Origin of the sequence: Allochromatium humboldtianum, from assembly GCF_013385175.1 — a bacterium.
GTDB classification, from domain to species: domain Bacteria; phylum Pseudomonadota; class Gammaproteobacteria; order Chromatiales; family Chromatiaceae; genus Thermochromatium; species Thermochromatium humboldtianum.
This window is the reverse complement of record NZ_JABZEO010000006.1, coordinates 84,237-106,323: the sequence shown is the minus strand read 5'-3', so window position 1 is coordinate 106,323 and position 22,087 is coordinate 84,237. Positions and strand designations below refer to the sequence as shown.

The window sequence follows — 22,087 nt, the reverse complement described above, 5'->3', positions numbered from 1 at the left end:
CAGACGGATCTCGATTTGATCGGTGTGTGTTCAAGTACGCTTGTAGCTACAATCATCCTGTCATGGTTCAAGGTTGAGGGATGAGATCATGGGGCTGGAGTTGCAACAGGGGGCCAATGCGCCGCTGGTTCACAACCGTATCCTCGTCGGTATCGGCTGGGATGCTGGGCTGTCCTGGGACATCGATGCCTGCGCGTTTCTGATCGGTTCGACAGGCCAGGTACGACACGATCAGGACTTCGTCTTCTACAACCAGGCCGAAACACCGTGCGGCTCGCTCATTCTGGAGAGCGACCCAGACGACGACCAGCGCCGTTTCCGCGCCTTTTTGGATCGTGTCCCCGAAGATGTCACCAAGATCATCTTCACCGTCACCCTGGCGACTGAACCCGATGTCGAGGGCTGCCCTCATTGCGGGTTGCTCGATCAACTCTACATCCGTCTCACGGATCTGGCCGGCGAAGACGAATTGATTCGCTTCGATCTCAAGCCTGCCGGACGGGAACGCGCCTTGATGCTTGGTGATCTCTACCGCCACCAGGGAACCTGGAAGTTCCGTGCCGTGGGGCAGGGGTACAACGGTGGACTCGACACCCTGGCCACAGCACTTGGCGTCAACCTCCAGTCGTCGACGGCCGAGGAAACTGAAGTCTCCGAAGACGACAGGACCAATCCAGCCGTCACCCTCAGTCGCCGCCGCTCACCCAAGCAGGTGCGGGCGGAAAAGGCCGAAGCCCTGCAGAAGGCGTTGCGTCGCTTCCTGCCGCAAATCCGGGCCGCCGTCGACAATCAGCTCAACGAGAGCAATACCCGCATGATCCTCGACAAGATCCTGATGGACGTGTTCGGGTATTCAATGGACGAGATCAAGGCCGAGCAGAAGGTTCAGGGGCGCAAGGCCGACTATGTGCTGGCTGTCGGTGATCAGGATCTCATCGTCGGCGAGAGCAAGCGCGCAGGACTCACTTTGCGCGACAAGCATGTCTTCCAGTCCACCTCCTACGGTGCCTATTCCGGCATCCGCTGGGCACTGCTGACCAATCTCGCCACCTGGCGCGTCTACCATATCGCTACGCATGACATGGTCACGGCCAATCTGGTCTTCTCGGTTGACCTGCTGCCTGATGTCAGTCTGGAGGACTGCGAGCGCCTGTTGTTGATCTCGCGCTTTGGGATGACGCGCAAGGGGATGCTGGAGAAACACTGGAACGAGGTCAGCGCCCTGACACGCGAAAGCCTCATCCGTGCCCTCCTGACCGAGGACGTCATCAACAAGATACGTCTCGTCATCAAGCGTGACACCGGATGCAGCTTCGACAACGAGGTCATCCAGCAGGTCGTGGAAGACACACTGATTCATCCATGACCGGGAGAGCGCCATGACGGATCCCAACGCCATACCGCCTGCCGATTCGACCTTGCCGCCAATCCTGCTCGACTGGCTCGCAACCGATGATGTCGTGCCGCCCACTACGCCGACACCCTATCTCCCGAAGGATCTCGACCGACTCTCGGCCGCAGATCGTCAAGCTGTTCTGGATTGGTTGGGTATACCCCCGCCTGAACAGGCATCATCACCCTTGGTCGACCCGACTCAGCAAGCGGCCGTCGCCTGGCTACTGCAAGCACGTACCATCCTCGCCAGCGAGCGACTGTCGACTCACGAGAAGATCGCCAAACTGCGTGTCACGCGCCCGGATGCTTCAGCCTTGGCTGTGGTCAAACGGCTCGTCGCCGCGACGCTCAACGGTTATGGTCGGCTCCCGGTTGGTCTGCGCGTCGCCCTGCCGGCGACGCTGCTCGCTGCACCCGTACTCGGCGGCTCTGGTGTCGGCATCGCCGCCTTCGGTGGGGCCATCGGTCTGCCCGCGCTGCTGGTGTTCTTCCTGGGGGTTAGCGGGCTGACCAGCCTGATCGCCGCACTCCTCGACACCGATGACGACAACGCGCTCTTCGTTCAAGGCATCCTGGCACTGCTCGCCACCGATGCCGCTTTGATACGCCTCAAGGCTTCGACGCGCGATGCCGTCGTCCAGGACATCACCGCGCCCCGTCAGCATCCCATGCCCGACGATCCAACTGCATTGCGCACTCGCTGGCTCGTCCTCTCGCCGCTGGAATTCGAGCAGCACGTCATGAGTCTGTTCGTCGAGGCCGGCTTGACCGCCTGGGTCACACCGGCAGGGAGTGATGCCGGCATCGATGGCGTGGCCAAGGACGGTGGGCGGCTCATCCTGGTGCAGTGTAAGCGCTATACCCCCGAAAACCCCGTCGGCCGGCCGGCCATCCAGCAGTTCAAGGGCGTGATCGAGGAAAACGGCGCCGATCTCGGTGTATTCGTTACCACCAGCGGTTTTACGGCTCAGGCGCTGGAGAGCGCAAGCAAGAGTGAGCGGTTGATGTTGGTCGGCCCTGAACAGTTGGCTCGGTGGCAGATCAATGGGGTGTCGCTGCCTCCAAGCACTGATCCAGCCGCTGCGAATGCCCCAACCTGAAGATCGCCCCATGCCAACGCTGAAAAAGATCATCGAAGACTCAAACACCCGCGCCGCCCATGCGGTTGCAGCTGCTTATTCGTGTACGATAGACTGATCGGCAACTCGCCGGATTGCATACTGTGATCCGCCAAGCCTGGGCGCGATGGATAGACCCATCCTCAGGCTTGCAACCGAGCCGATCGTGTTTGTCATTATGATTTACGCCCTGTCTCCGCGAGTCCTGCTCGCCTGTCTCGTTCTGCTGTTGCCTGGGATGCTCCAGGCCCAGACCCAATCGGCCCCGGAGCCTTTGGCAGACGCTGCCCCCGAAGCCGACTCCACCCCCGATCCGTCCGACCACAATCAGGACGCCCCTGACAGCGACCGCCTTGACGCCGCATTCGATCCGGCCCTGGTCGGCCTGTCGGAGTTTCCATCGTCACTGGCCGCGCCGGATACCGTCAGGAAAGCCCTGGATCTGATCGACGCGCGGATCACCGAGAAGACGGCCGCGATCGAAGCCGCGACCGCTGAAGCCATGGCGGATACCTCTGCTGATGCCGCCGATCCGGACATGGACGCCGACGCGCTCGCCCTCCAACAGGCCGCGCGCGAAACACGCCTGTCCGCACTCGAACGACAGCGCCAGCGGCTCCAGGAGCTGAGGCGCGTCGTCCAGCGCCGTGCCGGTCTGGCCGAGCGCCTGATCGAAGCCGAACGCGAGCTGGCCGATCGTCAGGCCCGGCTCGCCGCAATACAGACCGAGGGCATCGCACTGGAGCCGCCGTTTCCGGTCTCGCTGCTGGATCAGGCGCGGGCGGAATTGACCTTGAATCAGTCGCTCGCCGCTGTCGCCGAGACCCGGATCGCGACCGCCGAACAGCGTCTGGCGGACGCCGAGAATGCCCTGACGACCGCCGTCCGCGAACGACGCGCAGCGCGCGATCGTCTCATTCAAGCCGAGACCGAGAACGTTCAGCCGTTGGAACGCGAAGCGCTGTCCGATGCACTGGAAGAAGCGCGCCTGAACGAGATCCTGTCCCGACAGCAGCGCATGGCCGCCGAGCAGGCGTGCGAAGCGGCACGTCTGGAACAGCGTCTCGCCGAGTCGGCTCAAGCCGTGCTGGTGCAACGTATCGAGGCGTTACAGACGCGGGTCGAGCTGCCGCGCGAAGCCCTCCAGGCGCGTCTGGAAGAACTCGACGGCGCCAGGGACCGAATGCGCGCCCAGATCGAGACCCTGCAACAACGGGGCGATCAGGCCGAGGCCGACCTCTATCGTGCGCGTCGACGCCTCGCCGCGAGCGATCGAACCGCCGACCAGACGGCGCTGGAGGAATGGGTTCTGGCCCGCCAGGCCGAGCAGTCGGCCGCGCGCACCAGTCTCGACAGCCTGAATGCGGCACTGGCCAACCTGGAGCAGAGGCGCCGTCTCTGGGAGCAGCGCTACCAGCTGATGCATGACGCGGAACAACTCGATCTGGCCGAACTACTGCGTCAGAACATCCTGGACACGGCGACGGCGATCCGCGAGAAGGAGGCGATCGAAAGCCGGTTGAATTCACTGCGCTCGATCCAACTGGCCCAGGAACGCCGTTTACTGGAAGCCGATCTCAGCACGTCGCTGCGTGAGGCGCTGGAGACGCGCAGCGCGGCGCACGAACTGGCCGAGCGTCACGGACGCGAATTGCTCCAGACGCAAGACTCCCTGATTGCGCTGCTCCAGGGGATGCGGCCTCAGATCGAAGCCGTGATCGAAGAGCAGAACTGGTCGCTCCAGTGGCTGCAAGCTCAGGAGACGCTGTCCGAGTGGTGGGAGGCCGAATGGCTGGTGATCGATGATCAGAGCATTCGGATGCGCGAACTGATCACGGCGCTGGCCATGTTCCTGGTCGTGCTCCTGATCGTCTCGCTGATTCGCCTGGGTGCGCGCCGAGCGCTGAACCGGCGCAAGGTGCAGCACTCAACGACGGATGTCGGAGACCTGCGTCTGGTGCTCTCAGCCGTCGCGGGCAACACCAGTCAGTTGTTCGTGCTGATCGCGGCCTTCTATGTGGCCATGCGGGTATCCGGACTCGCCGGGCCGACGGTCGTGGCCTGGCTCTGGAACCTGCTGATCGTCGCCTTCTACATCCAGCTCGGCCTGTGGGCCAATGCGGCGATGGCCGATTATTTCATCCGCAAGCGCACGCGCAAGGAGCGGCGCGATCCGTCCACCGTCACCGGCTATGGCGTGATGCTGGTGTTCTTCCGCGTCGGCATCTGGCTGACGGTGCTGGTCTCGCTGATGGCCTATTTCCAGTATCCGATCGCCGGACTGCTGGGCGCGCTCGGTGTGGGCAGTGTGGCCGTCGGCTTTGCGTTGAACAGCATCCTCTCGGACGTCTTCAGCTCGATGGCGATCGTGCTCGACAAGCCGTTCCGGGTCGGCGACTTCGTCAAGGCCGGCGATACCGTGGGCGTCATCGAGTACACCGGGATCAAGACCACGCGCATTCGCAGTCTCTCGGGCGAACAGGTAGTGCTATCGAACAGCGACCTGCTCAGCAGCCGTATCCACAACTTCAAGCAGTTCAGGGAACGTCGGATCGTATTTCGGATCGGCGTCGTCTATCAGACGCCGCGTGCGCTTTTGGAGCAGATCCCGCACATGCTGCGCGAAGCCATCGAGGCGCAGCCGCAAACGCGCTTCGATCGGGCGCATTTCGCCGAGTACGGCGACTTTGCGCTCCTGTTCGAGACGGTCTACTACGTGCTCAGCCCGGATTACGGGCTCTACATGGACATCCAGCAGGGCATCAATCTCGATCTCCACCAGAGGTTCGAAGAGGCCGGGATCAGCTTCGCCTATCCGACGCAGGAGCTGATCCTGCGCCGTGGTCCGCCGATCGCGCCGGCTCTCGGTGCAGCCGGTTAGGCTATGACCTAACGGGGCCGCATCGAATATGTCGCGTGCAAACCGGCTCAGTGCGACTCGGCGTTCGGGCCGCGCACGATCAGCACCGAGATGGCGACCTTGCGCACCAGATTTTCGGCCACACTGCCCAACAGCAGGCGACGCACGCCACGGCGGCCGTGCGAGCCGACGACCAGCAAATCGGCGTTGGAGCGCTTGACCGCCTCGGCGATCAGATCATCGGCATGTTCGCCATGGCCTTTGATGAGATGGGTTTTGGCCTTGGCGCCTGCGGCCAGCGCCTTCGCGAGCGCTTTGTCGAGCACGTCGCGACCGCTGGTTTCGAGCGTGTTCTTGAGTTGTTCGGTGCTGGTCGTGGTCATGCCGCCGGCGTAAAAGACATGAACGAGATGCTCGTCGATCGCATGAGCGATCTCGAGTGTGGCATCGTGGACCTTCGCGACCGCAATGGCTTCGTCAAGCGCCTTTTGCGAGGTTTCACTGTCGTCGATGGCGATGAAAACGTGTTTGTACATGCGAGTCTCCAGAGTATTCGGCGGCGCCTCGATTGAGGTGGACTTCTCCCCCCGCTCACGCGAGGGGAGAGCGGCTCAAGGCGAACCCGTCGTCATTGCGCGTTTGTCGAGAATTTTGCGCTGGATCAGAAACACGACCGCCGCCATCGTCATGCCGATCGCATCCGACGTGAGGCCGCCGGCAATCATCGCCAATGCCGCGATCATCAGCACGACGCTCAGCACCTTGCCGATCGCGCCGAAGAACCAGCCCTGGATACCCGAAGCGAGCAGGTAAATGCCTAGTGCGGCGGTCACGAAGGCATGCAGGTTCTGGTGCCATTCGCCCTGCATCAGCAGCGGCGCCGAATAGAAGAACATGAAGGGTACGACGAAGGCGGCCAGACCCATCTTGAAGCTTTCGACGCTGGTCTTCATCGGGTCCGACTGCGCGATCGCTGCACCGGCGTAAGCCGCCAGCGCCACAGGCGGCGTAATCGCCGACATCACCGCGTAATAGAAAATGAAGAAGTGCGCGGTCAGCGGTTCGATGCCCAGCTGGATCAGACCCGGCGCGATCACGCTGGCGGCTACGGCGTAGGCCGCCGTGGTCGGCATGCCCATGCCGAGGATGATCGACACGCACATCGCAAACGTGAGCGCGATGAGCTGGTTCTGGTCGGCCAGACCGAGCAGCATCGATGAGAAGCGCGTGCCGATGCCGGTGAGCGCAATCACGCCGACGATCACGCCGGCGGCCGCACACACTGCAACCAGTTGCAGCGACATGCGCGCGGCAATCTCGAACGCATAGAGAATCTGTTTCGGCCCCATGCGAAACGGCGTCAGCCAACTGACCACGGCCGCAGCGGCCATCGCCAGGGTGCCGGCGCGTATCACCGAATAGCCCATGAACAGGGCGCCGATCAGCGTCAGGATCGGGATGAACAAAAAGGCTTGCCGTGCCAGTTTGCCGAATTCGGGCAAGTCTTCTCGCGGCAGTCCGAGCATGCCTCTTTTGAGCGCTTCCTTGTCGACCATGAAGTAGATCGACAGGAAATAGAGCGCCGCCGGAATCACCGCCGCCACCACGATGTCGGCATAGGCGATGCCGGTGATCTCGGCCATGATGAACGCGCCCGCACCCATGATCGGCGGCAGGATCTGGCCGCCCGAGGACGCGGCGGCCTCGACCGAGGCCGACGTCTGCGGGCTGTAACCGACACGCTTCATCAACGGAATCGTCAGCGAGCCGGTCGACACCACATTGCCGGCCGAGGTGCCGTTGATCGTGCCCATCAGCGCCGACGAGAACACCGCGACCTTGGCCGGGCCGCCTCGTGTACCGCCGGCGGCGGCAAAGGCGAAATTGACGAAATATTCGCCCACCCGACTGGCCTGCAGAAAGGCTGCGAAGGTGATGAACAGAATGATGTAGGTCGACGAGATGGCCGTGGTCGGACCGAGAATACCGTTATCGGTATAGATGAAGGCAAAAAACCGTTCCGGAGTATAGCCGCGATGTTCGAGCACGCCGGGCAGCCAGGGGCCGATGAAGCCATAGGCGATGAACACGCCGACGATGACCACCAGCGCCAGGCCGGCCAGTCGGCGAGTCAGTTCCAGAATCAGCATGATACCGGCGATGGCGGCGTACATGTCATTGACGTGAGGAAACACCTGCGCACGCATGCGTAAGAATTCGGCGTGCGAGATGATGTAGGCGCCGACGGTGACGGCCGCGACTGCGAGCAGGATGTCCGGCAACGCGATCCGGCCGCGGTCGCGCACCGGAGAAAGCCAGGACACCAGCAGCGCAAGCGTGGTTCCAGCGATGATCGGATAGCTGAAGGTCCACAGCATCTTGTCTTTCGGCGCACCCGTTTGCACGAGATCGCCGGTGGCGATCGCCAGCACGATTTGCCCAAAAGCGGTGAAAATCAGTGCCGCCGCCGGTAACAGCAGGATCCATTCGAGCGGCGTAAACGGCTGTTTGTGGCCGAGTTCGTCCGGGAAGGCGCGGGCCGAGAAAAAGATGAAGCCCAGCGTAAGCCCGCCCGAGACGTGAATGAGCCGATACAGCCATGTCTCGAGTGGGTAGAAATTCATCACGAAGATGTGAAACGTGGTGTAGAGAATGCAGGCCGCCGCGAAGGTCAGGCCGAGCGAGCCGGAAAAGATCCGCTGGTTGGCGGTAAAGACTTCGGCATCGACCCCGGCGGCGATATTGTCTTTGTCGCGTATGGTGAAATCGTCGTCCGCTTCAACCGATCCGGACTCTTGGGGCGTCGGGTGCGTCATTGGGCTCAGCCCTCGCGATGCTACGTTCAAAGGTTCACGAAAAAGGCCAGAGCGCCCTGGATTCGGCGACTCTGGCCGGCGTCATGATGGATGTCGGAGGGGCGGTTCAGTCCTTGAGTTCAGGCGGGAGGCTGACCCCTTTTTCTTCGTAGTAGCGCACAGCACCGGCATGGAACGGCAAAAAGCCGTTGTTCGCGACATTGTCGATCAGGGTGGCGCGTGCGCTCGCATGGATCTGCACCATACGATCGTTGTTTTCCATCACCAGCTTGGTGACTTCATAGGCCAGGCTCTCCGGCATGTCCTTGTGTGCGACGGCGAAGTTCCACATGGCGACCGAATGCTGATCTTCGGTTTGCGAGGAATAGGTGCCGGCTGGAATCGTGAAGTTCGACACTTCCGGGAAGGCTTCGAGGATTTTGGCGTGCTCGGCGTCACTGAAGGCAAAGGTCACCACGTCGGCTTCGGCGGCCAGTTGCGAGAAGGCCCCGATCGGCACGCCCGCCGCAAAACAGAAGGCATCGATCAAACCGTCCTTGATCTGGCCCGCGGCATCGGCGGCGCCGCTGTTCGACAGGCGGGCCGTGAGTCCGAGGTGCTCGAAAAAGCGCGGCCAGTAGGTGCTCGACGTGCCGCCGGCCGGGCCGACACTGACGCGCTTGCCGGCCAAATCGCCGACTGAACTGATGTTGGCGGTGCGCATCGCGACGCACTGGAAGGGTGTTTCATACATCGGAAAGAGTGCGCGCACATCGGTGTGCGGCAGCCCAGGGGCCAGTTCACTCTTGCCGGTCCAGGCTTCGTACATCGGCCCCATGGTCACTAGGCCGATGGCGTGCTCCTTCATCTGGACCAGGGTGACATTCTGTACCGGGCCGCCGGTGACTTCGCCGCTGGCGTTGATGCCGAAGGTTTCGCCGATGAAGCCGGCCAGACCATTGCCATAGACGAAATACACGCCGCCCTGACTGGCGGTGCCGATGGTCAAATCACGCGGCCAGTCGGTACGGTCCTGAGCGAACGCGGCACCGGCACTGAGCAGCGCAGCGACGGCGACGATGGTTTTGAGTGTTTTTTGCATGTTTTATCCCGAACAGTGAATGAACCGCTTCACACGAAAAACTGTGCGAATCGTAGGTGGACTCGCCGCAGCGAGCCTCTGCTGGCGGCTCGCAGTAAACTGTAAGCCTTCATGTTCCCGCAAGACGATCACGGGTTGTCCGTGGCGAAGATCCCAGGTGAATCGATTCCCTCGATCATCAGCCACGAATCAAAGCACTCACTCCATTTCGATTCAGGGATGCCCGGCCGGCGCGCCATGCGCACTCGGGGCACCCGGCATATTCATTTCACGTTCCTTGTAATCGGCCGGCACCTCGAACAGGCTCGCCGCCATCGGCTCGCGACGGATGACGCGCACCTCGGTCTCGCTCTCCATGTTGGTGCCCATGAGCTGCATCTTGGACTTGGTCAGGATCGGATAGCCCTTGATCTTCTCCATCTCAGCGCGTTGCGCGCGTCCGGCCTCGGAATCGCCTAGCAGACCATCGGGGCCGGACAGGCTCATCAGATCCGTGTAGCGGTCCAGATCCAGATCCACGTCCTCGGTGGCCCAGATCTCCTGCTCGATCTCCATCATGCCGGTCTTGGCCACGCGGTACTTGCGGCAGTTCCAGCCGTTGATCTCGCGCGTTTCGTCGGTCGCTTCGACCGTGACCTTGGTCTGCTCCATCATGGCGCGCATCTGATCCATGCCCGGCTTGGACAGGCCTTCCATCATGCTCTTGGCGTTGATCTTGTAGAACTCCTTGACGCCGTGATTCATGAAGGTCATCTCACCCGTGGCCGGGTCGAGGATCATGTCGGTCCCGTTCGGGTCGGCGCTCGCGACCTTCATCTTGCCGTGGGCGACGAAGGTTTGGCTGACTTCCTCGGTCGGCGCCTCGCCGGTCAGTCCCGAACTGCGATTCACCGTTTCGATGAAGACGCCGTCCTCCTCTGCCAGGGCGATGGAGGGGGCCAGCACGAGTGCCAGTAGGGCCGCGAGTGCGAACGAAACGAGCCGTGCGGAACGAAGAGTGGGATGCTTCATCGGTTTTCCTGTGGGTTGATGGGAGACTGGTGATCTGGCAGGTGACGGGCGATTCAATCCGTGAGGCCACGCTTGTCGAGCACCCGCTTGGCCTTGCCGACGAAGCGTTCGATGCTGCGCGGCTCGACCAGATCGACATGGGCGCGGATGCCGGCGACGGTCTGGATCTCGCGGCTGATGCGCTCGCACAACGCCTGCATCCGGTCCATGCGATCGGAGAAGATCTCGGGATGGATCTCGACCTTGACGTGGACCTCGTCGAGCGTGCCCGGACGGCTGACCTCGATCAGATAGTGCGGCGTGGTGCCCTCGACGCGCAACAGCGCTTCCTCGATCTGCGACGGGAAGACGTTGACGCCGCGGATGATGAGCATGTCGTCGGTGCGGCCCGTGACCCGGCTCATGCGCATCGTCGTGCGCCCGCAGGGGCAGGGATCGCGATAGAGCCGGGCGATGTCGCGCGTGCGATAGCGGATCATCGGCATGGCCTCGCGGGTGAGCGCGGTGATGACCAGCTCGCCCGGCTCGCCCTCGGGTACCGGCTCCAGGGTCTCGGGGTCGAGACACTCGACCAGGAAGTGATCCTCCTGGATGTGCATCCCGGTGCGCGCCTGGCACTCGCCGCTCACGCCGGGACCGATGATCTCGGACAGGCCATAGTTGTTGAACGCCTGGATGTCGAGCTGCTCCTCGATCTCGCGGCGCATGTCCTCGGTCCAGGGCTCGCCGCCGAAGTGTCCGATGCGGATCGGCAGGGCACGCGGCTCCAACCCCATCTCGCGCGCGGTGTCGGCGATGGTCAGGGCATAGCTCGGGGTGCAGATGAGCACCTCGGGATCGAGATCGCGCATGATCTCGAGCTGGCGGCGGGTGTTGCCGGCGGCCACCGGGATGACGGCGGCGCCGACCTTCTCGATGCCGTAGTGCAGACCGAAGCCGCCGGTGAAAAGCCCGTAGCCGAAGGCGACCTGAGCCGTGTGCTCGGGCCGCAGTCCGCCAGCGACCAGGAAGCGCGCGCACAGATCCGACCAGGTTTGGAGATCGTTGGCGGTGTAGCCAACGAAGGTCGGCTTGCCGGTGGTGCCGGAGGAGCCGTGGATGCGCGCCAGTTCCTTGCGCGGCACGGCGAGCAGACCCAGCGGATGCTGGCGGCGCATGTCGTCCTTGGTGGTGAAGGGCAGACGCCGCACGTCGTCGAGCGAGCGGATGCTGTGCGGCCCGAGTTCGCGATGATTGAGGATGTCGCGATAGAAGGGCACGCGCCGCGCACGCTCGACCTGGGCGCGCAGACGTTCGAGTTGCAGCGCCTCGCGCTCGGCGCGCGGCATCGTTTCAGCGGCCCGATCCCACATCGGATGGGCCTGATTCGTCATCGTTGAATTCACTGACATCATGGGACGAAGGACATCAACTCCTCGCCATCGACCACGTGCAGACCCTTTTCAGTCAGCACCTGGATCGCGCGATCCGGATCCTCGAAGCGGAAGATGAGGATGGCCTTGTCACCGCGACGCAGCGAGAAGGCGTACATGTATTCGATGTTGAGGTCGGCGTCTTCCAGGATGCGCAGCGCCTCGGCCAGACCGCCCGGACGGTCGAGCACGTCGACGGCGACCACCTCGGTCAGATTCACCACCCAGCCGGCCTGTTCCAGCACGCGCTTGGCCTTCTCCCAGTCGCGCACGATCAGACGCAGGATGCCGAATTGCGCCGTATCGGCCAGCGACAGGGTGAGGATGTTGATGCCCTCGGCGGCGATGGCCGACAGCGGGGCTTCAAGCCGTCCGGGGCGGTTTTCCAGGAAGAGCGAGAGTTGTTGCAGTTTCATAGGCGTGTGCTCGCTTGAGAAATCAACCTTCGTTGCGCCGATCGATCACGCGCTTGGCCTTGCCTTCGCTACGCGCGATGGTGTGCGGTTCGACCAGACGCAGTTCGACCCGGATGCCGAGGATGCGCTCGATCGACTGGGCCAGACGGGCGCGGATGTCTTCCAGTCCACGGATGCTGTCGCTGAAGACTTCGGGCGTCACCTCGACCTCGACGGCCATGCGATCCATGCCGCCCTTGCGGGTGAGGATGATCTGATAGTGCGGCAGCGTGCCCTCGACGGCCATGAGCGCGGCCTCGACCTGCGACGGGAAGACGTTGACGCCGCGGATGATGAACATGTCGTCGGAGCGCCGGCCGATGCGCCGCATGCGGCGGATGGTGCGTCCGCAGGAACAGGGTTCGGTGATGAGCGAGGTGATGTCGCGCGTGCGATAGCGGATCATCGGCATCGCTTTCTTGCTCAGCGTGGTGATGACCAGCTCGCCTTCTTCGCCGTCGGGCAGCGGCTCGCCGGTGTCGGGATCGATGATCTCGGGATAGAAGTGATCCTCGAAGACGTGCAGACCGTCCTGGGCCGAGCATTCGGCGGCCACGCCGGGGCCGATGATCTCGGACAGACCATAGATGTCATACGCCTTGATGCCCGCCTCGGCCTCGATGTGATGACGCATCCCATCGGTCCAGGGTTCGGCGCCGAAGATGCCGACGCGCAGCGGCAGTTCGCGCAGATCGATGCCGAGTTCGCGCGCGCGCTCGACCATGTGCGTGAAGTAGCTCGGGGTGCAGCAGAGTGAGGTGACGTTGAAGTCGCGGATGAGCATGATCTGGCGGTCGGTGTTGCCGCCCGAAATCGGGATCACGGTCGCGCCCAGCGCCTCGCCGCCATAGTGCGCGCCCAGTCCGCCGGTGAAGAGTCCGTAGCCGAAAGCGTTCTGCAAAATATCGCCGCGATGCAGGCCGCAGGAGGCGAAGGTGCGCGCCATGACCTCGGACCAGACCTCGACGTCCTCGCGCGTGTAGGCGACCACGATCGGCTTGCCGGTGGTGCCGGATGAGGCATGGAGCCGCACCACATCGCTCATGGGGCTGGCGAAGAGTCCGAAGGGGTAGGTGTCGCGCAGGTCGGTCTTGACCGTGAACGGCAGGTGACGGATGTCCTGGAGCGACTGGATCGACTCGGGCGTCAGTCCGCGCTCGTCCATACGCTCGCGAAAGAGCTGGACCTTGGCATAGGCGCGCGCGACCACGGCACGCAACCGGCGTAACTGGACTTCCTTGAGCGCCGTCTGGGGCAGGAAATCGGGGGCGCTCGCGGGATGGAAGCCGCCCTCGGCGTCGTTCCAAAGCTCTTTCAGCATGAGGGCCTCGGTAAAGCGTTGTCGGTTGTAGAAGGGGGAGGCGTGGGATGGGCCGCGCGAACGCGATGCCCATCCGGCCTCTCAGCTCAGGCCGCGCGCGCGCGTGCCGCCTCGCGTCCGATCTCGAACGCCTGCTCGTTGAGCGTGTGCAGCTTCTCGGCCAGATTGGCGTGCATGGCGGCGATCCAGTGCTCGTCGGCGATGTCGAGCACGGTCGAGGCCGCGCCGAGCAGGGCGACGTTGAGGCTCTTCTTGTTCTTGAGCGCCTCGGGGGCGAGCACGTCCGGGGCGATCAGCACCCCCCCCGCCCGCAACGTCGGACGGTTGATCTCGACCTGAGTCTCTTCCAGAACCACCAGCACATCGGCCTCGCCCGGCGGGACCATGGGACTGAGGAGACCCTCGCCATAGCGCACGTCGCTGCTCACCGAGCCGCCGCGCTGGCTCATGCCGTGCAGTTCACTCTTCTTGACGTCGAAGCCGGCGCGAAAGGCCGCGTCCGCCAGGATATCGGACGCCTTGAGCACGCCCTGACCGCCGAGTCCGGCGATGACTACGTTCTTGACTTTCATCGTTCTCTAATTCCTCAATCGACCAGATCCGCCGCGCAGGTCGCGGCCTGCTGTTCGGCGTTGGCCTTCTCGTAGAGCCGGATCTTGGGCGCGGCGAGCACGCAGGGCTGACGGGTGACGATCAGCGAGGTCTCGTTACGCGCCAGCAGGTTCGTGATGAGATCGCGCAGCGAGTCGTCCTTGAGCGAGGTGGTGTCGATGACATGGACGTTCTGCACGCCCATGGCGCGCGCCGTCTCCTCGAAGTTGAGCAGATTGGTGGCCGAATGGTCGAGCAGACGCCCGGTGCCCGGATGCTCCTGCTGGCCGGTCATGGCCGTGGTGCCATTGTCGAGGATCAGCACCAGATGGCCGGTCGGCGGCGGGTTGTAGACCATCTCGGCGAGGCCGGTGAGACCGGAGTGCACGAAGGTCGAGTCGCCGATGACGCTGACCACGCGCCGCGCCTGCTCCTCGGGCAGCACATGCCGCAGACCCAGACCGACGCCGATGCTCGCGCCCATGCAGACACAGGTGTCCATGGCCGAGAAGGGCGGCAGCACGCCGAGCGTATAGCAGCCGATGTCGCCGGAGACGATGCAGTCGAGATCGCGCAGGGTCTCGAAGACGCCGCGATGCGAGCAGCCGGGGCAGAGTTCGGGCGGCTTGCCCTTGGGCGGTACGGCCTCGGGGCTGGTGTCGTTGGCCAGGATGCGGCGCACGCGCTCGACGTTGAGTTCGCCGAAGCGGTACATCTCGGGCTTGCCCTCGGCGGGCAGACCGACGGCACGCAGGGCGTCGACCAGAACCGGGTCGCCTTCCTCGATCACGACCAGACGCTCGACCCGGTCGGCGAAGGCGCGGATGCGCTCGATCGGCAGCGGATAGGTCAGACCGAAGCTCAGATGACTGGCTCCTGGCGCGGCCTCGCGAGCGTGCATGGCGCCGATGCCGGTGGCGATGATGCCGAGCTGGCCGTCCCCCTCATGGATCTCGAACGGCCCCTCGGCCTCGTTCCAGGCCGCGATCTCGGCCAGCTTCTGGCGCAGACGCAGATGCGCCGGCTTGGCATAGGCCGGGATCATGACCCGCGCCGGCACGTCGCGCTTGAAACTCGGCTCGGGCAGGGTCTGGAGCGCCGGGCGCGGACGCACCACGGTCTTGGCGTGACAGATGCGCGTGGTCAGACGCAGGATGACCGGGATCTTCCAGCGCTCCGAGATCTCGAACGCCAGCCAGGTGAAATCATAGGCCTGTTGTGAATCGCTCGGCTCCAGCATCGGCAGCGCGGCGGCGCGCGCATAGTGGCGGTTGTCCTGCTCGTTCTGGCTGGAGGCCATGCCGGGGTCGTCGGCCGAGACCACCACCAGACCGCCCGCGACATCGGTATAGGCGGCGGTGAAGAGCGCATCGGCGGCCACGTTCAGCCCGACGTGCTTCATGGTGACGATGGTGCGCGCACCGGCGAAGGCGCTGCCGATGCCGACCTCGAGCGCAACCTTTTCGTTCGGCGACCACTGCGCGTGACCGCCGAGCTGGTCGAAGGTCTCCAGGATCTCGGTCGAGGGTGTACCGGGGTATCCCGTCCCCAGACGGACTCCGGCGTGCAGCGCCGCCAGCGCGACGGCATCGTCGCCACTCAATAGAAGTCGTTCTACAGTCATCGTTTCTGGTCGCTCTCGTTCTCGGGATAGGACGCCCGCATTATCCGCCGTGCAGCTTGACGACAGCAACCCGAAGCGCTCTTGTTCTAAACTAGCGGTTCATTCGTCGCGTTCAGGATCAGGCCATGACTTCTTCCTCCAAGCCGCCGACCTCTTCCGATTGGCCCAGGGTCCAGGCGCGCGCCCGCCAGGCACTCGATCGCGGCGACCTCGAATGGGCCGAACGGCGTCTGGCGCGCGGCGAGATCGACCTGTCCGAACTCACCGAGAACCTGCTCATCTATCAGGCCGAACTCGAACTGCAGAACATCGAGTTGCACGAGGCCCAGACGGCGGTCGAGCGCATCGCCAACCGCTATACGGCGCTCTTCTACGGCGTCCCCCAGCCGATCCTGGTGGTCGACCGCCATGGCCTGATCCTGATGGCCAACCATGCCGGCGACCGGCTGTTCGTACTGCGCGAGAAGCACAAGCGCCAGCACTATCTGCCGCGACTGGTCGCGCGCGAATCCGACGGGACGCTCGACGACACCCTGCAACGCGCCTGGGACGACGGCGAGGCGCACTGTCCCGAGATCCGGTTCCTCACCACGGAGGCCGGACAGTTCACCGGCGAGCTGCATGTGGTGCGGGTGCCGGCCGAGGACGAGGACGACCATCATCACCTCGTCTGCTCCATCGTCGATCTCACCGAGCGTCTGCGTCACGAGTCCGAGATCCATGCCGCCTATGCGCGTCTGCGCGACAGCGAGACCCGCTATCGGATGCTGGCCGACTATTCGGCCGACTGGGACTACTGGCTGGGGCCGGATCGGCGCTATCTCTATGTCTCGCCGGCGTGCGAACTGGTCTGCGGCCACACGCCCGACGACTTCATGGCCGATCCCCGGCTCATGGATCGCCTGATCCATCCCGACGACCGGCCTCTATGGCTGGAGCACAAGCACGAAATATCCAGATCCAGCGACCCGTCTCCGCACGTTCGCTTGCAGCTGCGTCTGCGCCGGCCCGACGGCGGTCAGCGCTGGATCGAGCACGTCTGCCGCCCGGTCTATGACGTCGACGGAACCCATCAGGGCTGGCGCGGCGTCAATCGCGACATCACGCACCGCAAGCAGAGCGAACTGCTCATGGACTTGCAGAAGCGGCGCGCCGAGGCCTTGCTGGAACTGCCCCAGGTCGCCGACGAACGCGATGAGGTCGGTTTCATGCAGCACGGTCTGGCGCTGGCCGAATCGCTCACCGGCAGCCTCATGGGTTTCATCCATCTGGTCAACCCGAATCAGGAGACCATCGAGCTGGTCGCCTGGTCACAGGCGACCGTCGAAGACAGTGGTTGTCAGTTACCGCCGAACGCCATCCATTATGCGATCAGCCAGGCCGGCGTCTGGGCCGATGCCCTGCGTCGGCGTCGCCCGATCACCTGCAACGACTATCCGGCACTCGCCGATAAGTGCGGCCTGCCGCCGGACCACGCCCCGCTCCAGCGCTTCCTGACCATTCCGGTGATCGAGGGCGGTCTGGTTCGTATGCTGGCCGGCGTCGGCAACAAGGCGAGCGATTACAGCGAACTCGATATCGAGAGCGTGCAGCTCCTGGCCAACGCCATCTGGCGCACCGTGCGTCAACGCCGGGCCGAGCAGGCGCTGCGTCTGAACGAATCGCGCTTCCGGCGTCTGTCGATGCTGATGTCCGACATCGTCTATTCCTGCATCGAGGTCGCCCCGGATCGCTACAAGCTCGACTGGCTCAATGGCGCCGTCGAGTCCATCACTGGCCATACGCGCGAGTCGATCCTGGCCATGGGCACCTGGCGGCGGTTGGTGGTGCTGGAGGATCGCTCGCTGTTCGACCGCCACCAGGCCGGTTTGAATGAGAATTCGATCTCGAGCTGCCAGTTGCGTTTGCGCCGGCGCGACGGCAGCTCGGCCTGGGTCGAGATCATCAATCAGTGCCTGATGGACGAATGCGGCGGACGCCGGCTCTATGGCGGCGTCAAGGACATCGGCGAGCGCAAGCTCGCCGAACAGCAGCTCCAGCAGTACGCGCGCCGCATGGAGATCCAGAATCAGGAACTCGACCGCGCGCTGGCCCAGGCCGAGGCGTCCACTCAGGCCAAGAGCCAGTTCCTGGCCAACATGAGCCACGAGATCCGTACCCCGATGAACGGCGTCATCGGCATCACGGGCCTGCTGCTCGACACCGAACTCGATCCCGAGCAGCGCCGGCTGGCCGAGATCGTGCGCGACAGCGGCGAGAACCTGCTGGCGCTCATCAACGACATCCTGGACTTCTCCAAGATCGAGGCCGGCAAGCTGGAGCTGGAGCGCCTGGAGTTCGATCTGCGTCTCCTGATCGAGGAGGTGCTGGAGATGATGGCCTTCAACGCCCATGAGAAGGATCTGGAACTGACCTATCGCATCGCCCCCGAGGCGCCGACCGCCGTGCTTGGCGATCCGCGCTATCTGCGCCAGGTCATCGTCAATCTCATGGGCAACGCGATCAAGTTCACGGAGCACGGCGAGGTCGGCATCCAGCTCTCGCTCGTGCGGGCCGAGGCGGGGCGGGCGCTGGTCCGTTTCGAGGTGCACGACAGCGGCATCGGCATCCCCGAGGATCAGTTGGGCAAGCTGTTCACGGCCTTCAATCAGGTCGACAGCTCGACGACGCGCCGCTTCGGCGGCACCGGGCTGGGGCTGGTCATCGCCAAGCAGCTCGCGCAGTTGATGAACGGCGACATCGGTCTGGAGAGTCGGCCTGGCCAGGGATCGCGCTTCTGGTTCACGGCCGAGTTCGAGTGTTCGCCGGAGAGCGCCATCGAGTATCGGGCGCGCGAGGAGGGCATCGACGACGTCCGGGTGCTGGTGGTGGACGACCACCAGGACAATCGCGCCCAGGCTGCGGCATTGCTGCGTTCCTGGGGCTGTCAGGTCGCCGTGGCGGGCCGTGCCGGCGATGCGCTGCGCGCCCTGCATCAGGCCGCGCGGGCCGGTGTGCCCTTCGATGTCGCCCTGATCGATCTGCGTATGCCCGACCCCAATGGTCTACAACTGGCGCGGCTCATCAAACAGGAACCCGAGATCCGCGACACCCGGCTCATCCTGCTGACCGCGCTGGCCAAACGCGAGGACAACGCGCACCTCGAATCGGGCGATTTCGCCGGCTATATCACCAAGCCCTTGCGCCGCCATCTGGTGCGCGAGTGTCTGCTGCGGGTCATGGGGCGCGAGAGGCCCGTGCTGGAGCTGGCGCCGCCCGTCGGGCCGGGTCTGCTGCATGGGATCGGGCGCCCGGCTCACCCCGAGGCACGCCTCCTGCTCGTCGACGACAACCCGACCAATCAGATCGTCGCGCGTGGCATCCTGGAAAAACTCGGTTATCCTAGGCCGGACATCGCGTGCAATGGTCTGGAAGCCCTGGAAGCCTTGTCACGCACCCGTTACGATCTGGTACTCATGGATGGCCAGATGCCCGAGATGGACGGCTTCGAGACGGCACGTCTCATCCGGCGCGGCGAGGTCGGGGTGCTCGATCCCCATGTTCCGATCGTGGCCATGACCGCGCTCGTCATGCCGGGCGACGTGCGACGCTGCTTGGACGCCGGCATGAATGCCTATATCTCCAAGCCGGTGCAACCACACGAATTGAGCCGGATCATTGCCGAGCACCTCATTCATAGAGACAGTCGTGTCGACCCGCTCGAGGCGGACGTGCCGCGCGAGACACTCGATCCGGGGAGTGGCTCCGGGTCCGACATCGTTTCCTTCGACGCCGACGACATGCTCGGGCGCGTCTTGGGAGATCGCGGCATCGCCTGTGAGGTCATCGAACAGTTCCTGCTGGATGCCCCGGCGCGGCTCCATGAGTTACGCGCCTCCCTGGAGTCGGGTGATCAGGTCGAGGTCCGGCGCAAGGCCCACAGTCTGGTGGGTCTGGCGGCCAATGTTTCGGCCCCTTGTTTGCATGGCTTGGCGTCTACACTAGAGGATCTGGCCGAGCAGGGCATCTCGCCGGCCGAGGTCGAGCGTCTGGTGTCGCTCATGGAGCATGAATTCGAAGGGTTACGCGCCCTTTTGGTCGACTGGACGCAGGCATCCTGAAGCCGTATCCGTTTCGATGCACGACCGGAATCAACATAGATCATCGGGAACAACAACATGGGCAATCTGAAGGTTTCGACGCGACTGGGGCTGGGGTTTGGCGCCGTCCTGCTGCTGCTGGGCGTGGTGGCCCTGATCGGCATCCTCAGGATCAACCAGATCAACAACGACATCCATGCCGTCGTCGACGATTATTTCCCCAAGACGGTTCAGTCCAACGCCATCGTCGACAACATCAACATCATTGCGCGTGCGATGCGCAACACGCTCATTCTCGATGAGGCTGGCGCCATTCGGGGTGAAGTCGAGAGAGTCGAGCAGGCGCGAGCCAAGATTCTGGAAAATCTCGAGCAGTTGAAGCGGACCATCACCTCGCCCGAGGGCGTCGAGCGCCTGTCGGCTGTCGAGTCGGCCCGTGAACAGTATGTCGGTTTGCAGACGAGCTTCCTGAATCTGGTGCGCGAGGGCCGTCAGGTCGAGGCGAAAAATCTGTTGCTCGGCTCCATTCGTGATCGTCAGAATACCTATATTGCGGCCATCAACGAGCTCATCGACTACCAGACCCAGCTGATGACTGATCGCGGGGCCGCGGCCGGGCAGGCGGCGGCATCGGCGACCTGGCAACTGATCGTCCTGGCCGTGGTGGCGCTGCTGGTCGGAGCCGGGATCGGTGTCTGGATCGCCCGTAGTCTGCTGCGTCAGCTCGGCGGCGAACCCGACTATGCCGCCACCATGGTGTTGGCCGTCTCCAACGGCGATCTCTCGCACAGCATCCAGACCCAGGCCGGCGACACCACCAGCCTGCTTGCCTCGCTCAAGGTCATGCAGGAGAACCTCAAGCAACTGGTCGGCGAGATCGACGGCATCGTGCGCGGCGCCGTCCAGGGCGATTTCAGCCGCCGTCTGGACATGGCTGGCAAGCAGGGCTTCGGCAAGGAGATCAGCGAGGGTCTCAACCAACTGGCCGAGACCACCGACGTCGGACTCAAGGACGTCACCCGCGTGGCCAACGCCCTGGCCGCCGGCGATCTGTCGCAGACCATCACCCGCGATTATCCCGGACTCTTCGGCGAGACCAAGAACGGCGTCAACGGCACCGTCAAGGCCCTGACCGCCGTGGTCGCCGAGATCCGCGGCATCGTCGACGCCGCCAATCAGGGCGACTTCAGCATCAAGCTCGATCTGGCCGGCAAGCAGGGCTTCGCGCGTGAAATCGCGCAGTTGCTCAACCAGCTCTCCGACACCACGGAAGTTGGCCTCAAAGACGTGATGCGCGTCGCCCAAGCGCTGGCCGACGGCGACCTGACCCAGACCATCACCAAGGACTATCCGGGACTCTTCGGCGAGACCAAGGCCGGCGTCAACACCACGGTCAGCAACCTCAAGGACGTGGTGTTCCGCATCCGCGAGGCGGTCGACACCATCAACACCGCCTCCGGCGAGATCGCCACCGGCAACCAGGATCTCAGCCAGCGCACCGAGGAGCAGGCCAGCTCGCTGGAAGAGACCGCCAGCTCCATGGAAGAGCTGACCAGCACCGTCAAGCAGAACGCCGACAACGCCCGTCAGGCCAATCAACTGGCTATCTCGGCGGCCGATGTCGCGGTCAAAGGCGGCATGGTGGTCGATGCCTCGGTGCAGACCATGGCCGCCATCTCCGAGTCGAGCAAGAAGATCGCCGACATCATCGGCGTCATCGACGGCATCGCCTTCCAGACCAACATCCTGGCGCTCAACGCCGCCGTGGAAGCGGCGCGCGCTGGCGAGCAGGGGCGCGGTTTCGCCGTGGTCGCCGCCGAGGTGCGCAGTCTCGCCCAGCGCTCGGCCAACGCCGCCAAGGAGATCAAGACCCTGATCACCGACAGCGTCTCCAAGGTCGACTCGGGCACCGAGCAGGTCAACGAGGCCGGCACGCGCATGACCGAGATCGTCGAGTCGATCAACCGCGTCACCAGCATCATGTCCGAGATCTCGGCCGCCTCGGTCGAGCAGTCCACCGGCATCGAGCAGGTCAACCAGGCCATCACCCAGATGGACGAGGTGACGCAGCAGAACGCCGCCCTGGTCGAGGAGGCGGCCGCCGCCGCCGAGGCGCTGGAGGATCAGGCCCGCACCCTGGCCGAGGTGGTCTCGGTGTTCAAGGTCGGCCAGGAGCATGGCCAGGCGCGGACGCCCGTCCGGCCTGTCGCGCACAGTAAGTCGACCGCCGTCGCCAAGCCCGGCAAGGCGGCGCCCAAGGCCGGCCACGCGCGCCCGCCGTCGAAGCCCGATGAAGACGAATGGGCGGAATTCTGAGTCCGGTG

Annotated in this window: 14 protein-coding genes; 5 read left to right on the top strand and 9 right to left on the bottom strand. The window is 64.0% G+C overall.

What is annotated here, in order from left to right; all coding sequences use genetic code 11:
- Window positions 1-73: 73 nt before the first annotated feature.
- The 3 genes from HW932_RS10525 to HW932_RS10515 all read left to right on the top strand — a co-directional run bounded on the left by HW932_RS10525 (window position 74) and on the right by HW932_RS10515 (window position 5,394).
- The gene (locus HW932_RS10525; RefSeq protein WP_246296773.1) at window positions 74-1,366 is read left to right on the top strand and encodes a TerD family protein; all 1,293 of its coding nucleotides are present in this window, start codon (window positions 74-76) and stop codon (window positions 1,364-1,366) included.
- 13 nt (window positions 1,367-1,379) lie between these two features.
- Window positions 1,380-2,495 (top strand): restriction endonuclease, encoded by a 1,116-nt coding sequence (locus HW932_RS10520; protein ID WP_176976449.1) that lies wholly within the window; start codon window positions 1,380-1,382, stop codon window positions 2,493-2,495.
- Window positions 2,496-2,691: 196 nt separating this feature from the next.
- On the top strand, window positions 2,692-5,394 hold the full coding sequence (locus tag HW932_RS10515; protein WP_222932309.1) for a mechanosensitive ion channel domain-containing protein: 2,703 nt from the start codon (window positions 2,692-2,694) through the stop codon (window positions 5,392-5,394).
- A 47-nt stretch (window positions 5,395-5,441) separates the two neighbouring features.
- Here HW932_RS10515 and HW932_RS10510 read toward each other — a convergent pair whose 3' ends face one another.
- The 9 genes from HW932_RS10510 to HW932_RS10470 all read right to left on the bottom strand — a co-directional run bounded on the left by HW932_RS10510 (window position 5,442) and on the right by HW932_RS10470 (window position 15,684).
- Window positions 5,442-5,909, bottom strand: a complete 468-nt coding sequence (locus tag HW932_RS10510) for a universal stress protein (RefSeq protein WP_176976447.1) — start codon at window positions 5,907-5,909, stop codon at window positions 5,442-5,444.
- 75 nt (window positions 5,910-5,984) lie between these two features.
- Window positions 5,985-8,189, bottom strand: a complete 2,205-nt coding sequence (locus HW932_RS10505) for a TRAP transporter permease (protein ID WP_176976446.1) — start codon at window positions 8,187-8,189, stop codon at window positions 5,985-5,987.
- A 106-nt stretch (window positions 8,190-8,295) separates the two neighbouring features.
- Entirely contained in the window at window positions 8,296-9,270 is a 975-nt protein-coding gene (locus HW932_RS10500; RefSeq protein ID WP_176976445.1) for a TAXI family TRAP transporter solute-binding subunit, read from the bottom strand.
- Between the two features lie 213 nt (window positions 9,271-9,483).
- The gene (locus HW932_RS10495) at window positions 9,484-10,281 is read right to left on the bottom strand and encodes a DUF4412 domain-containing protein (RefSeq protein WP_176976444.1); all 798 of its coding nucleotides are present in this window, start codon (window positions 10,279-10,281) and stop codon (window positions 9,484-9,486) included.
- A gap of 53 nt (window positions 10,282-10,334) precedes the next feature.
- On the bottom strand, window positions 10,335-11,654 hold the full coding sequence (locus HW932_RS10490) for a phenylacetate--CoA ligase family protein (RefSeq protein WP_246296772.1): 1,320 nt from the start codon (window positions 11,652-11,654) through the stop codon (window positions 10,335-10,337).
- A gap of 17 nt (window positions 11,655-11,671) precedes the next feature.
- Window positions 11,672-12,109, bottom strand: a complete 438-nt coding sequence (locus HW932_RS10485) for an ACT domain-containing protein (RefSeq protein ID WP_176976442.1) — start codon at window positions 12,107-12,109, stop codon at window positions 11,672-11,674.
- A 22-nt stretch (window positions 12,110-12,131) separates the two neighbouring features.
- Window positions 12,132-13,469 (bottom strand): phenylacetate--CoA ligase family protein, encoded by a 1,338-nt coding sequence (locus HW932_RS10480; RefSeq protein WP_176976441.1) that lies wholly within the window; start codon window positions 13,467-13,469, stop codon window positions 12,132-12,134.
- An 86-nt stretch (window positions 13,470-13,555) separates the two neighbouring features.
- The gene (locus HW932_RS10475) at window positions 13,556-14,041 is read right to left on the bottom strand and encodes a 2-oxoacid:acceptor oxidoreductase family protein (protein WP_176976440.1); all 486 of its coding nucleotides are present in this window, start codon (window positions 14,039-14,041) and stop codon (window positions 13,556-13,558) included.
- Between the two features lie 14 nt (window positions 14,042-14,055).
- Window positions 14,056-15,684: a thiamine pyrophosphate-dependent enzyme gene (locus HW932_RS10470; RefSeq protein ID WP_176976439.1), complete on the bottom strand. Its 1,629-nt coding sequence runs from the start codon at window positions 15,682-15,684 to the stop codon at window positions 14,056-14,058.
- Between the two features lie 125 nt (window positions 15,685-15,809).
- Between HW932_RS10470 and HW932_RS10465 the strand changes: the two genes are divergently transcribed.
- Window positions 15,810-19,784 carry a response regulator gene (locus tag HW932_RS10465; RefSeq protein ID WP_176976438.1) on the top strand — a complete coding sequence of 1,325 codons (3,975 nt, stop codon included), beginning with the start codon at window positions 15,810-15,812 and terminating at the stop codon, window positions 19,782-19,784.
- Window positions 19,785-19,841: 57 nt separating this feature from the next.
- Window positions 19,842-22,079 carry a methyl-accepting chemotaxis protein gene (locus HW932_RS10460; protein WP_176976437.1) on the top strand — a complete coding sequence of 746 codons (2,238 nt, stop codon included), beginning with the start codon at window positions 19,842-19,844 and terminating at the stop codon, window positions 22,077-22,079.
- The last annotated feature ends 8 nt before the right edge of the window (window positions 22,080-22,087 follow it).